At 61.1% G+C, this 12,689-nt stretch carries 12 protein-coding genes; 8 read left to right on the top strand and 4 right to left on the bottom strand.

What is annotated here, in order from left to right:
- Positions 1-15: 15 nt before the first annotated feature.
- A complete protein-coding gene (locus tag ASD73_RS00925; protein ID WP_156377240.1) occupies positions 16-330 on the bottom strand; it encodes a hypothetical protein in 315 nt (104 codons plus the stop codon).
- 128 nt (positions 331-458) lie between these two features.
- Positions 459-2,732, bottom strand: coding sequence for a TonB-dependent receptor (locus ASD73_RS00930; protein ID WP_082521271.1), 2,274 nt, complete (start codon positions 2,730-2,732; stop codon positions 459-461).
- A 210-nt stretch (positions 2,733-2,942) separates the two neighbouring features.
- On the opposite strand from ASD73_RS00930, the gene ASD73_RS00935 reads away from it, so the two are divergent.
- The 4 genes from ASD73_RS00935 (at position 2,943) to ASD73_RS00950 (ending at position 7,501) form a co-directional block, all read left to right on the top strand.
- The gene (locus ASD73_RS00935) at positions 2,943-3,701 is read left to right on the top strand and encodes a TetR/AcrR family transcriptional regulator (RefSeq protein ID WP_156377241.1); all 759 of its coding nucleotides are present in this window, start codon (positions 2,943-2,945) and stop codon (positions 3,699-3,701) included.
- 97 nt (positions 3,702-3,798) lie between these two features.
- The gene (locus ASD73_RS00940) at positions 3,799-5,409 is read left to right on the top strand and encodes an AMP-binding protein (protein WP_056369941.1); all 1,611 of its coding nucleotides are present in this window, start codon (positions 3,799-3,801) and stop codon (positions 5,407-5,409) included.
- A 53-nt stretch (positions 5,410-5,462) separates the two neighbouring features.
- Positions 5,463-6,647: a lipid-transfer protein gene (locus ASD73_RS00945; RefSeq protein ID WP_056369939.1), complete on the top strand. Its 1,185-nt coding sequence runs from the start codon at positions 5,463-5,465 to the stop codon at positions 6,645-6,647.
- The gene (locus ASD73_RS00950) at positions 6,644-7,501 is read left to right on the top strand and encodes an SDR family NAD(P)-dependent oxidoreductase (RefSeq protein ID WP_056369937.1); all 858 of its coding nucleotides are present in this window, start codon (positions 6,644-6,646) and stop codon (positions 7,499-7,501) included. The genes ASD73_RS00945 and ASD73_RS00950 overlap by 4 nt, the downstream gene beginning before the upstream one ends.
- 58 nt (positions 7,502-7,559) lie before the next feature.
- Here the strand turns inward: ASD73_RS00950 and ASD73_RS00955 are convergent, their stop codons facing one another.
- Positions 7,560-8,363, bottom strand: a complete 804-nt coding sequence (locus ASD73_RS00955) for an N-acyl homoserine lactonase family protein (protein WP_156377298.1) — start codon at positions 8,361-8,363, stop codon at positions 7,560-7,562.
- A gap of 224 nt (positions 8,364-8,587) precedes the next feature.
- Between ASD73_RS00955 and ASD73_RS00960 the strand changes: the two genes are divergently transcribed.
- Genes ASD73_RS00960 through ASD73_RS00975 form a run of 4 tightly spaced genes read left to right on the top strand, consistent with a single transcriptional unit; the run spans position 8,588 to position 11,851 of the window.
- Entirely contained in the window at positions 8,588-9,403 is an 816-nt protein-coding gene (locus ASD73_RS00960) for an enoyl-CoA hydratase/isomerase family protein (RefSeq protein WP_162256167.1), read from the top strand.
- Between the two features lie 3 nt (positions 9,404-9,406).
- Positions 9,407-10,276 (top strand): enoyl-CoA hydratase, encoded by an 870-nt coding sequence (locus tag ASD73_RS00965; RefSeq protein WP_156377242.1) that lies wholly within the window; start codon positions 9,407-9,409, stop codon positions 10,274-10,276.
- On the top strand, positions 10,269-11,081 hold the full coding sequence (locus tag ASD73_RS00970) for an enoyl-CoA hydratase-related protein (protein WP_200934852.1): 813 nt from the start codon (positions 10,269-10,271) through the stop codon (positions 11,079-11,081). Before ASD73_RS00965 ends, ASD73_RS00970 begins: the two co-directional genes overlap by 8 nt.
- 2 nt (positions 11,082-11,083) lie before the next feature.
- A complete protein-coding gene (locus ASD73_RS00975) occupies positions 11,084-11,851 on the top strand; it encodes an SDR family NAD(P)-dependent oxidoreductase (RefSeq protein ID WP_056369934.1) in 768 nt (255 codons plus the stop codon).
- A 2-nt stretch (positions 11,852-11,853) separates the two neighbouring features.
- Here ASD73_RS00975 and ASD73_RS00980 read toward each other — a convergent pair whose 3' ends face one another.
- The gene (locus tag ASD73_RS00980; protein WP_156377243.1) at positions 11,854-12,627 is read right to left on the bottom strand and encodes a helix-turn-helix transcriptional regulator; all 774 of its coding nucleotides are present in this window, start codon (positions 12,625-12,627) and stop codon (positions 11,854-11,856) included.
- Between the last annotated feature and the right edge of the window lie 62 nt (positions 12,628-12,689).

Consider the following 12,689-nt stretch of genomic DNA (forward strand, 5'->3'; position numbering starts at 1 on the left):
GCGTGGCCAGTTCCATCAATCCAGCCGGCAGCCTTGCGCGGGGGTTTGCAGCCGCGCCACCCCGTTCCAGCGACCGTAGGAAACGCGAACCAGGGACTGCTGGAAATCGGGCTCGATCAACAGCCCCTTATCCGTCGAAATCATGTCCGACCGGCAGGCCCGCTCATCCGCCTTTTCGACGAACAGGCAACTGCACATGAGGTAGGCGGACAGGTTCGCAGTTGTTTGCAAAACCTCGTCAGCCGGATTCAGCGGCAGGGTCTCGATCTGCCGTTCAGAACGCGCCGCCTCAGGCAATCCGGAAAAACTCGCGAGCAGCGGAAACGCCATTAGAATGTCTAAGAATCTCATCACGCTTTTCCTTGTGCATTATGGATCGCCGGTGCCCCTCGCCACCGGTTACACCATCGAGGAGCCACGAGACGGCATGGCCCAGGCCGGAAGCTCCCATGTGCGCGCTAGAACCGATACGATGCCCGGACACCATATGTGCGAGGTTGTTCGTAGGTGCTGAGGTACGTGCCGGCGAGCACGACATTTGCGCTGTTACGAACGAGCTTGTTGGTCGCGTTGCGAATATAGGCCTGCATCGTCCACCTGTCGTCGGCGGTTTGGAACGTGATGGTGCCGTCCAGTTTCGCGTAGGCGGGCACTCTGTCCATCGGCAGGTTGAACTCGCGCAAATAGGTGCGGCTTTGCCAATAGACTGAAGCACCCGGTGCGATCGTGGCGCCATTTGCGAGCTGGAACGTATGCGTATACTCCCCGCGCAAGGAGAAATCGGGCGCGTTGATGAGCTGATTGTCATCGAGAGACGCGACGACCCTACCGGTGTATGGATTGATCGTGTCGCGATATCGGGAATAGCGGGCATTCAACCAATTGAAGAAGCCCGTGAACCGATCATTGTCGCTGATCTGCCACTGCGCTTCCATCTCGACGCCGTAGACGCGGGCTCGCGCGGCATTGGTCGTCGTTTGAATCGGCTGCCCGCCGGTGGCCTGCACAAATTGCACGATCTGCAGGTTGGAATAATCCATGTAGAACGCCGCGATGTTCAAGCGCAGTTGATCGAAGAGCCGTGTCTTGAGGCCGAGCTCATAGTTCGTCACGGTTTCCGGTGCGAACTCGAGCGGAATGCCCGGCAGCTGGCGATTGAGGCCGCCCGATTTGAAGCCCGTCGACACGGTGCCATATGCGAGCGTCTGACTATCCAGATCGAATTCCAGGCCCCCGCGCCAGGTTGTCTTGGACCAGGATCCCTCGGCAGACCCGCCCGGCGCTCCGCTACATCCCGGGTGCGCCGGATTATAAAGGCTCTGCTCGAGCTGCTCATAGGTCTGGCCAATCCCGCAGATCAGCACAACCGAGCCGTTCAGATTTCCTTCGGACCTTTCCTTGCTGAAACGAACGCCGGCGATTGCGCGAATGCCGGGCGAGATATTGTAGGTAAGCTGATCGAAAATCCCCCAGGACCGCGTCTTGTAACCGATCGCGCGCCGCCCGGCGGGACTGCCGGCAACATAGCCGAAGCGAAGCTGGTTGAAATGCGCGGGATTGAAGAAGCTTTCTTCCTCATAGAAATAATTGGCACCCATCACGTTGAACAGCCTGTCGTTCTCGAACGAGAAGTTCAGCTCGTGATAAGTGTTCTGATCCTGACCGTCGCGGATCAGGTCGGCCAGCGAAACGGCAGCGCCGCCGGTCGACGCACGGAAAAAATGGCGCAGATTCTGGTAGCCGGCAGTGTAGGACAGCGAAGCGCCGCCGCCGACGTCCAGTCGCATCGCAGATCGCAGCATCAGATTGTCGATCTGCGCATAAGGGCTGGGGGATGCCGGCACCTGGGGATTTGAGAATGGGTTGCGGCCATCGAGCGTTTCGCCGCTGGTGTTGACCTGATAATCCAGACCCGGCGTTCCGCGGATCCGGTCGTTCTGAACGGTAACGCGCCAGGAGAATGCGGAACTGGGGTTCCACAGGATCGACAGCCTGCCCGAGACATCGTCGGCCATCCCATAGTTGCGGTCGGTGCTGACGCTGCCGCCGCTCGTGTTGTAAATGCCGTCGTTCTTACGAATCGAACCGGCAAAACGGACCGCCAGCGTTTCGGAGATGGGCACATTGACCATCGCCTCGGCCTGAATATCGTTGAACCTGCCGTACGAGAGCGAGGCCGAGCCCTCCAGATCGAACTTCGGCTCATTGGTAAAAACGTTGAAGTTGCCCGCAGTCGAATTGCGCCCGTATAGCGTCCCCTGCGGGCCGCGCAGCACCTCGACACGGCCCAGGTCATAAAGGCTGCCGATCAGTCCCTGCGTGCGTGGCGAATAAACACCATCGAAATAGGTGGCGACAGTGGGCTGTCCGCCGGGGTTGTTGCTGGTGTTCGTGATGCCTCTGATCGTGACCTGGACGGAACCCGCATAACCGATGGTCCGGATTGTCACATTGGGCACGCTTTTGCCGATGTCCTTGAGTTCGGTCACGCCGGCTGCCTGCAATGCGGCACCGTCGAGCGCGGTGATGGCGATGGGCGTTCTCGAAAGCGACGCGCTCCGCTTGTTGGCGGTCACGACGATGTCGTCAGATGATTTCCCCGCATCCGCTTCGCTCGCGTCGGCCTCCGCTCGCGGCGCCTCGGTGGTCTGCGCGACCGCACTCGAGGCGCTGAACGCGCACGCAAGCGCGGCGACGCCGCCGGCCAGGTTCATCTTCAAACGAGCTGTCATGCCACCCTCCCTATAATGTTTGTTTATATTTAATTATTCAACGTCCGTTGAATGGATGGCGGAAAAAGGACTCTTCCCCGCGACTCATCCACCCTCGGATCATTAAATTATTCACGAAAAATTGTACCGGTCAACATATTTCATCGGTCGTAGAAATATATTGACTCGTAACATGTAAATGAGCAGGGTAGCGGCTCTTAGGAGAGGGCGTTGACCATCGATATCAAGCAGCAGAAGGGCGGAAAGCAGAAGAAGGGCGGAGGCGATCCCCAGGTTGCGATCCCCGGCCCTCGTGCAACGCCACGTGGTCGACCGGCCAAATTCGACGACAGCGCAGATCGGAGCACCGGGATATTGGATGCGGCCGAAGCGCTGTTTGCTGCGCACGGTTTCTACGGCGTGACGGTTCGCCAGGTTGCGAACGAAGCTGGCGTCGATCCGGCCCTGCTGAACTATTACTTCGGGTCGAAACGCGGCTTGTTCGACGCGGTGCTCAGCCGGCGCGCGGAATTGGTCAACGAGCGTCGAATGGAATCGATGCGCCGCTACGAAGCCTCTACCGCGGCGATGACGGTGGAAGGCTGCCTCACCGCCTTCCTGGAGCCTGTCCTGTATCTGTGGGAGGCCGGCGGCGACAAATGGCGCAACTATCTGCGACTTGTCGCCTTGGTCAACAGCACGCCTTCGTGGGGAGGCACTGCGATGAACGAGTTTTTCGATCCCGTGATCGAGCGGCTGATCGAGCTTTTCAAGCGCGTGCTACCCGAGGCGCGCGATGAAGATCTGTACTGGTGTTACAACTTCGCCTCCGGCGCACTGTCGCTATCGTTCGCAGACACCGGCCGTATCGACAAACTGTCCGGCGGCCTTTGTCGCTCGGGCGATGTTGCGGCCGTCCGCAAACGCCTTTCTTTCTTCCTCGCTACCGGTACTTCGGAGCTGTGCCGCCGTCTGGCGGATGGAAGCTAAGCGCGCCGAGCCGAACCGCTCATCAATCGGAGCGCTGCTTGCCCCGGCCGCCTAGGCTGCGGCGACCGCTGAGCCCGATCCAGCACGGGATTGCGACATGTACGAGTTCCTAAGACAGTCCTCGCATTGGACGCTACCGGACGTTCTTGCTTGGCAAGCCCAAGAGCGGCCTTCGAAGACGTTCATCGAACTTGTGGACGGGCCCGACTTATCGTTCAGACAAGCGTTCGAATGGTCCGGCCAGGTCGCGTCACACTTCCACAATCTGGGAGTCCGCTCAGGCGATTCGGTGATCGTGATGCTGCCGAACGACCTTGACTTTATCGCGGTCTGGCTTGGCCTCGCCCGGCTCGGCGCGGTCGCGGTTTTGCTCAATACGGAACTGATCGGCGCGTTTCTCGAGCATCAGATCGTCGACAGCGGCGCCGGATTGGCCGTCGTGGCCGAGCCGATGCTCAGCAGAGTCATGGAGATATCCGATCGCGTGCCGTCACTGCGGTCGATTGTCATTGCCGGCACATCGGACTGGCTCGATGCGCGCGACACGGGCTTGCACCTGTCACCGCTGACTGAATGGCGAAGGTGCGGGTCATATTCCGGTGCCGCGCCGCGCGCCTTCGATGTTGCCCATGTCATGTACACGTCGGGCACCACCGGCCCTGCCAAAGGCGTAATGATGCCGCACGCGCATTGCTTTCTATATGGTCTCGGCGCGATCGATAACCTCGATCTGAACGAAGACGACAGATATTATGTGACCCTCCCCCTGTATCACGCCAACGGCTTGTTCATGCAGGTCTATGCGTGCCTGATTGCTGGCGCGACCGTCATACTGAAATCCCGGTTTAGCGCGCAGGACTGGCTTCCGGACATTCGCCGACATCGTGCCACATTGACCAATACACTGGGTGTCGTCGCGCCTTTTATATTCGCGCAACCACGTTCCAGCGACGATACGGACCACCAGCTCCGTGCCATCGTCGCCGCACCTAACCCAGCCGAACTGCAGCAGATCTGGCAAGACCGGTTTGGCTTGGCGAACGTCTTGTCCGGATTTGGCATGACCGAGGTCAATATCCCCGTCTGGGGCCGCGTGGGTGTCGAAACACCGCCCGGCGCGGCAGGCCTTGTCTACAACCGCTATTTCGAGGTTCAGATCGTTGACCCCGACAGTGACATTGCCCGCCCGGCCGGTGAGGCCGGCGAGATCGTCGTGCGACCAAAAGCGCCGTTCGGTTTCATGGTGGGCTATCACGGACTTCCCGAAAAGACAGTGGAAGCCTGGCGAAACCTATGGTTCCACACCGGAGATGCAGGCTTCATGGACCAGGATGGATTCATATATTTCGTAGATCGTATCCGAGACTGCATCCGTCGGCGTGGGCACAATATTTCGTCAGCCGAAATCGAGAACGCCCTGCTGCCCATGCCGGGCATCGTGGAAGTAGCGGCGTATGGCGTGCCTTCCGAGATGTCCGGAGGGGAAGACGAGATCATGATAACCGTCGTGAAAGCGACGGGTAAATCGCTGGCTCCGGAAGATATATGCTCGTTCTCCGACAAGCACCTCCCTAGGTTCGCCAAGATCAGATACATAAGATTTACTGACTCCCTTCCGAAGACTTCAACCGGAAAGGTGCAAAAGACCGATATCCGTAGGCTAGGAATACCTTCCGATGCCTGGGATAGGAACAGATTCAAACTATAATCCAGAAATATACTGAAATTTGTCGATCATCATTGTTTCTTCAGGAGTGGACTATGAGCAATGCACGTGTCGCTGGGGTCGGAATGATCCCCTTTACCAAACCCGGCCAGAGCGAAGATTGGGATGTAATGGCTGAGAAGGCGATCCGGCTTGCACTGAAGGATGCCGGCATCGACTACGACCTGGTTCAGCAAGCCTATGCCGGCTTCGTCTATGCGGATTCGACGGCGGGCCAGTCCGCCATTTATCGCGTGGGCTGTACCGGAATTCCGATCATCAACGTCAACAACAACTGCTCGACAGGATCGACGGCGCTCTATCTCGCTCGTCAGGCGATCGAACATGGCGTGGCGGACTGCGTGTTGGCGGTCGGTTTCGAGCAGATGGTGCCCGGCGCGCTCGGCATGGTGTTCAATGACCGGAAGCGCACGCTGGATTTTCACCTGTCAAAACAAGCCGAAGTCCTGGGCTGGGACGATAGCGTTCCGATGGCAGCACAGCAATTTGGCGGGGCGGGACTCGATTATCAGCAGCGCTATGGGATTGACGATGAGGTTTTCGGCCTGGTGTCGGTCAAGGCGCGCCGGCATGCCGCGAACAATCCACTGGCGCTGTTCCGCGCACCGGTGACGCTGGAAGAAGTGATGGCATCGAAGCATCTATATGGGCCGGTCACTCGCCTTCAGGCTTGCCCGCCGACATGCGGTGCCGCCGCTGCAGTATTGGTTTCGCCGCGCTTCGCGGCGAAACACGGGCTGAACGCGCCGGTCGAGATCGTCGCGCAGGCCATGACCACGGATTATGCCGACACCTGGGAAGGCCGCTCGATGATGTCGGTGGTCGGCTACGATACCACGCGCAAGGCCGCGAACGAGATTTACGCGAAAGCGGGGATCGGCCCCGAGGACATTCAGGTCGTTGAGCTGCACGACTGCTTCGCTCCGAACGAGCTTATTACCTATGAAGCACTTGGACTCTGCCAGCCGGGCGGCGCCGAGGCCTATATCCGCGACAACCGCAACAGCTATGGCGGCGATCATGTGACGAATCCCTCCGGTGGCCTGCTGTCCAAGGGGCACCCGCTCGGTGCCACCGGCCTTGCCCAATGTTATGAGCTGACGCACCAGCTCCGCGGCACGGCCGACGCCCGTCAGGTCGAAAACGCCAGATTCGCGCTTCAGCACAATCTGGGTCTGGGGAGCGCTTGTGTCGTCACGCTGTACGGCAAGGTTGCATGAACGCCTCTGGCGTTGAAGCGCCCGTGAGGGGTGCCCTGGCTGGCAAGGTCGCAATCGTGTCCGGGTCGGGGCGCGGCATCGGCCGCGCCGTCGCGCTAAAACTTGCGCATCACGGCGCGCATGTGGTCGTGAACGACCTTGATGAAGACCCCGCGACGGAAGTCGTTACTGCGATTCGCGCGCGTGGCGGACAGGCGATCGCCTGCATTGGGAATGTGACAGCCGCGGACTTCGGGGAGCGCTTCGTCCAATCCGCGCTCGATGCCTTTGGCGGCTTGGACATCATCGTTAACAATGCCGGATACACGCGCGACGGCACGATCCAGAACCAGACCGACGAGCAGTTCCAGGCGATGCTCGACGTCCATGTGACCGCGCCGTTCCGCATTCTGAGAGCCGCAAGCGAGCCGTGGCGGGAATGGGCGAAGCGCGAGGCTGTCGAGGGACGCGAAGTTATCCGCAAGGTCGTGAACATCTCGTCTCTGGCGGGCACAGCGGGCAATGCAGGGCAGGTCAACTATTCCTCGGGAAAATCGGCGGTCATCGGCATGACCAGGACGTTGGCTAAGGAATGGGGCCGGCTGAAGGTATGCGTGAACTGCGTCGCCTTCGGCTTCATCGAAACGCGCCTGACCAAAGCGAATGATGATCCGGCATCGTCGATCGAGATCGAGGGGCAGCAAATTCAAACCGGCGTCCCATCGGCAATGCTGGGCTCGCTAAAGGCGATGATCCCATTGGGACGATCCGGCACGCCCACGGAGGCAGCCGGCAGCGTTTACTTCTTCTGCTCGCCGGACAGCGATTATGTTTCGGGCGAGGTGCTGGTCGTCGGCGGTGGCCTGAGCCTTTAATTGCGCCCCCTCCCCGCAGCATCGTGCCGGGGTTCGCCGTATTGGCTGCGCCTTTGCGCTACTGCCTGGACGCAGGAAAGCGGGGAAGCTTATGGATGTCATTGCTATCGTGCGGCACGATCAGGATCGCGTTCCGGCTGGCCGCTATGGCCTGAAGACGCTCAAGCGAGGCAAGGGTGTCGGCGCGATCCACATTGAATGGCGGAACGCCGCGCCGCGCGATCTGTGCCTCGAAGTGAACCGCGTCCCCGCTTAGCAGGATTGAACCGGTTGCGAGGCGGATCAGCAGGCCATAATGTCCAGCTGTATGCCCGGGCAGACGAAGCATGACGACCTGTTGGTCTCCGAAGATGTCATAATCGCCTTCGACTGCAGTCACTTCGCGAGCCCCGTCGAGCCATGGACGAAGCGGTCCGGGATCGGCGCCGAACGGCGGATCGGGCTTGCGAAGCGCGTCGAAATCCGCCTTCCCCATCAGTAGCGTTGCCGCGGAAAATGCTTCGGCCTGACCGACATGATCGGAGTGGTTGTGGCTGATCGCAAGCAGCTCGATCTGATCCGCGCGAACGCCGATCTGCTTCAACTGATCCGCGATCGAAACGTCCAGCGTTCCACTCAACGCCTGGCGAGGGTCGAGCGGCTGACCGATCAGCGCCAACGGCAACCCGGCGTCCCACAGCAGGAAACGTCCGCGATGCTTGATCAGATAGCAGCTGCCGACGAGCTCCATCCGCTTTTCACCATAGGCAAAGGTGTCGGAAAATGCGTCGGCTGCGACATCGAATCGGCCGCAATCCAATCGCCACAACTTCGTGGATTCATCCGCCACTGCCGCCGACGTGGACGGCGGCGTCATGACCATCAAGGCACAGGCAGCCGCGCGGGCCAATCTTCGCATCATACACCTCGCTGCTACTTCGGCCTCGAGATTCGCCCAGGCGGCGCCGAGACACCATCCCTCAATTGAGGGGGGGTAGATCTCCGCCGCCAGCCTCACTCGCATCGGCTGGCGCAGCGGATGCTGACACCAGTTTGGGGGGGATGGCCGCTCCACAGTCCGCTGCTAGCAAGCAACTGACGATCATCATGGCAAGCGACATGCATGGATTTGCGCGAGGACCCCAGACTATGGCTTTAGTGGAAACCGCTGTTCACGGCGAAGTGAGCACGCTTACTCTCAACGATCCCGATCGCCGCAATCCCCTGTCGGAAGCGCTTGCGTTGAGCTTGCGAACAGCGATCGCTGCGGCTGGTCGCGATCCGCAGGTCAGATGCGTGCTTCTGACCGGCAAGGGCGATGCCTTTTGCGCGGGCGGTGACCTGGCCGCGCTGGATACGCTGTCTCCTGCCGAAGTGGCGCGCTTCATGGCTCAGTCGCAGGCGATAACGCAGGAAATTGCCACTCTCCCGGTCCCTGTCGTCGTCGCCATCAACGGGGCGGCCGCCGGCGCAGGCTTTTCGCTGGCTGTGGCCGGGGACGTCCTGCTCGCGGCGCAAAGTGCAGTTCTGATCCCGGCATTCCGGCGTGTTGGCGCCGTGCCTGACCTTGGGCTTATCCATACGCTTCACCGCACCATCGGATTGCATCGTACGACCGACATCCTGTTGCGCGACAAGCCGATCGACGCCGCGACCGCGTTGCAACTCGGGCTGGTCAGCGAAGTCGTGCCGGATACGGACCTTGCGGATCGCGCAATGAAGGTGGCGGAAGATCTCGCTGCCGGTCCGACCGTCGCGCTGGGGCTTACCAAGAAATTGATCCGCGTGGCGGCGACCGGCGCCAGCGACGCCTTTCTCATGGCGGAAGCGTCCGCCCAGGGCATCGCCTTTTCGACAGCTGATTTCCTCGAAGGTGTCGCCGCGTTCCGCGCTCAACGCCGACCCCGATTCAAAGGCAAGTAAGCGATGCCGCAAATTTCCATCGAAACGCTCGAACATCTTCGATACGAGCAGCCCGCGCCCGGCGTTGCGCGGATCGTCCTCGCGAGGCCGCAAGCGCGTAACGCGCAAGGTCTGCGCATGACCTATGAACTCGACGGGGCGTTCCAGGCCGCGGCGCGCGACCCGGACGTCAAAGTCATCATCCTGGCAGGCGAGGATCCGCATTTTTCAGCAGGCCATGATCTGACAGAGACGGGTGAAGGCATCTGGCCGCTCGTCAGCCTTTGGAGCGACTTCGACGCCGGCGGCACCGAGGGTCGATATTGTCAGGAATCCGAAATCTATCTCGATATGTGCGAGCGGTGGCGGGCGCTGCCCAAACCGATGATAGCGGCGGTGCAGGGCAAGTGCATCGGTGGCGGGCTGATGCTGGCATGGGTCTGTGATCTCATCCTGGCGTCGGAGGACGCACAGTTTCGCGATCCGACCGTCGCCATGGGGGTGATGGGTACGGAATATTTCATGCACCCCTGGGAACTCGGAACGCGCAAGGCGAAGGAGTTCCTGATGCTCGGCGACTGGATGTCGGCGGCGGAAGGGCACAGGCTCGGCATGATCAATCGAGTGGTGCCGCGCCCTACGCTCGAACAGGCGGCGCTGGAGATGGCTCAGGCGATCGCCGCCAAACCGCAGTTCGCGATCCGCGCGGCGAAGGTGGCGATCAATCATGCTCAGGACCAGGCCGGACGCGCGCATGCGATGCGTCAGAGCTTTGCGATGCACCAGCTGACCCACGCTAACAACGAACTGCAGAATGGGGCATCGATCATGGCGGAGGGAACCGCGCAGAGCGTTGCCAGGAAAATCGCTGCGCCGGGAGAGCGCGGTGAGTGAGCCTCCCCTGCTGATCGACTATGCAGCGAACGTCGCCACAGTAACGCTCAATCGGCCCGCCGCCTTGAACGCGCTCAGTCCGCAACTCGCGGTTGAGCTCGCCGATTGCTGGCGCGCGCTGGCGGCCGACAAAGCGGTGCGGGCGATCGTCCTTACCGGCGCCGGCGACCGGGCGTTCTGCGCCGGTGCGGACCTCAAGCGGTTTGTGCCGCTAGGCAACGGGATGCGCGCGCCGGAAGATGAGTGGGATCGGCGGGTGCTTGCCGATCCGAAGATTCTGGACATAGCCTTGTTACGCACTTTCGACGTGGGAAAGCCCGTCGTCGCCGCGATCCAGGCCCAGGCGATCGGCGGCGGCGTCGAACTGATCCAGGCAACCGACTTGCGCGTCATGGCGGACTCGGCGACGCTTTCGCTGAAGGAAGTGCAATGGGGGCTGTTCCCCGCGGGTGGCTCGACCGTATTGCTCCCGCGACAGCTGCCGTGGGTGATCGCCATGGACATGCTGCTGACCGGTCGAGCGATGACGGCCGGAGAAGCGCTGTCACACGGTTTGGTGAACCATGTCACGCAGCCGCATGACACGCTCGCCACGGCGCTGCGGATTGCGACCGGGATCGCTGGCCTGGCTCCGCTCGCGGTGCAGGCCATCCGCCGTGCCGCGCGCCTCGCTCGCAGCACCACGATCGAAGCGGGGATGGCGCTGGAAAGCGAGATTTCGGAGCCGATTTTTCACACCGCTGACGCGGTTGAAGGGCTCGCGGCATTCGCTGAGCGGCGTACCCCGCGATATGTAGGCGCATAACGATGGGGGATCCCCTGTTCGATCTTACCGGCCGCGCGATCGTCGTGACAGGCGCGGCATCCGGGATCGGCATCGGCATGGTCGAAGGGCTGACAAATGCCGGCGCACGCGTCGCGGGCTGGGACTTGCCGGGTCCGGCGCTTGAGCAACTTCAACTCAGACTCGCGGACAAGGGTCAGGGCATCGCGGTGCCCTGCGACATCCGCGACGAGAAAGATGTCGCGGTGGCGCTCGACACAACGGTTGCCGCACTTGGCCCCGTCACCGGCTGTTTCGCCAATGCCGGCATCGGCGGGCCTCGCAAGTCCGTAGCCAACAGCTCGGTTGATGATTGGCAACCCGTGCTGCGTACCAATGTCGAGGGTACGCTGCTGACCTTACGCGCCGTCGCGCAATCGATGATTGCCGCGCAATGTAGCGGCACGCTGGTCGGCACGAGTTCGCTTGCTGCGGAAAGCGGCGCAGCGGGTTCGGCAGCTTACGGCGCCAGCAAGGGCGCGGTTCAATCGCTGATGCGAGCGCTGGCAGTGGAGTTGGCGCCGCACGGGATACGCGCGCATTCCATCCTGCCCGGCTGGATCGAAACCAACATGACGGCAACCGGACTGGCCGATCAGCGCATCATCGACAACGTCTTGCGGCGTATCCCGATGTCCCGCTGGGGGTCGCCGTCGGACTTTTCTGGGCTCGCCGTCTATCTGATGAGCGACGCTTCGCGATACCAGACAGGCGGAAGCTTCGTCGTGGATGGTGGCTATTCGATTTTCTGATCCTATTGCGGAAAATCGATCAAGCCGAGCGAGCAGGCGCGCATTAGCGCCTGCGCACGCGTCGTCGCACCCATTTTCGATCGAACGCGTTTGAGATGATCGCGAATCGTCTGTACGGACAGGCCCAGGATGACGGCGGTTTCCTGCGCATTCTTGCCCAGGGCGACCCAGCGAAGACACTCGGCCTCGCGTCGGGTGAGCTTGACCGCACCCGGCATCATCTCCCGAGTCAACTCATCCTTCAGGTCTTCAGCAATCATGTGCGAGAGGTAGAACAGGATCGCCATTGCGTCATCGAGGCCCGCAATCTCCTCGCGTGACCGCTCGGAGTAGAAGGAGATGCACACCTCCCTGCCGGCGACCTCAAGGCGGACATTGACCCCGGTACGCATCCCGTAATCATACACCCACCGCATCGTATCCACTTCCACCGCGGTCATGTTCGGCGTGCCGTCGGACAGGATGATGCGGCCCTGACGATTTTCCCATAGCAGCGGCTTGTTGCCGCTACCGGCAAAGTCGCCCGATGCCTTCATGCGGCGCATCGGATCCTGCTGGAAGCGGGTGGATGCCCATTGGCGATGGACTTCAGGCGCAATTCCATGTGCGATGCAAACCGATGGGCGCTCGACCCGCAGGCCCATATGATCGGACGATTCTTCGAAACTGAGTAGCATATGGCCAAAGCCGAGCTGCTTTGCCCGCTTCGCATGCTGCACGGCCGAGCCTTTTGCGCAGTCACGCAACTGCCGGAGACTGGGAACATCCTGGATCACACGCAACTCTCCGGCTAAAGCCGAAAGGCTAACACGCGAGGCGACACCGGGCAAATATCGGA

The sequence above is a fragment of the Sphingopyxis sp. Root154 genome, assembly GCF_001427105.1.
Classification (GTDB): domain Bacteria; phylum Pseudomonadota; class Alphaproteobacteria; order Sphingomonadales; family Sphingomonadaceae; genus Sphingopyxis.

Excerpts from the sequence above, each read along its gene's own strand:
- ASD73_RS00925 (WP_156377240.1), bottom strand. The coding sequence starts at position 330 with ATGGCGTTTCCGCTGCTCGCGAGTTTTTCCGGATTGCCTGAGGCGGCG.
- ASD73_RS00930 (WP_082521271.1), bottom strand. The coding sequence starts at position 2,732 with ATGACAGCTCGTTTGAAGATGAACCTGGCCGGCGGCGTCGCCGCGCTT.
- ASD73_RS00940 (WP_056369941.1), top strand. The coding sequence starts at position 3,799 with ATGTACGAGTTCCTAAGACAGTCCTCGCATTGGACGCTACCGGACGTT.
- ASD73_RS00945 (WP_056369939.1), top strand. The coding sequence starts at position 5,463 with ATGAGCAATGCACGTGTCGCTGGGGTCGGAATGATCCCCTTTACCAAA.
- ASD73_RS00950 (WP_056369937.1), top strand. The coding sequence starts at position 6,644 with ATGAACGCCTCTGGCGTTGAAGCGCCCGTGAGGGGTGCCCTGGCTGGC.
- ASD73_RS00955 (WP_156377298.1), bottom strand. The coding sequence starts at position 8,363 with ATGGTCATGACGCCGCCGTCCACGTCGGCGGCAGTGGCGGATGAATCC.
- ASD73_RS00960 (WP_162256167.1), top strand. The coding sequence starts at position 8,588 with ATGGCAAGCGACATGCATGGATTTGCGCGAGGACCCCAGACTATGGCT.
- ASD73_RS00965 (WP_156377242.1), top strand. The coding sequence starts at position 9,407 with ATGCCGCAAATTTCCATCGAAACGCTCGAACATCTTCGATACGAGCAG.
- ASD73_RS00975 (WP_056369934.1), top strand. The coding sequence starts at position 11,084 with ATGGGGGATCCCCTGTTCGATCTTACCGGCCGCGCGATCGTCGTGACA.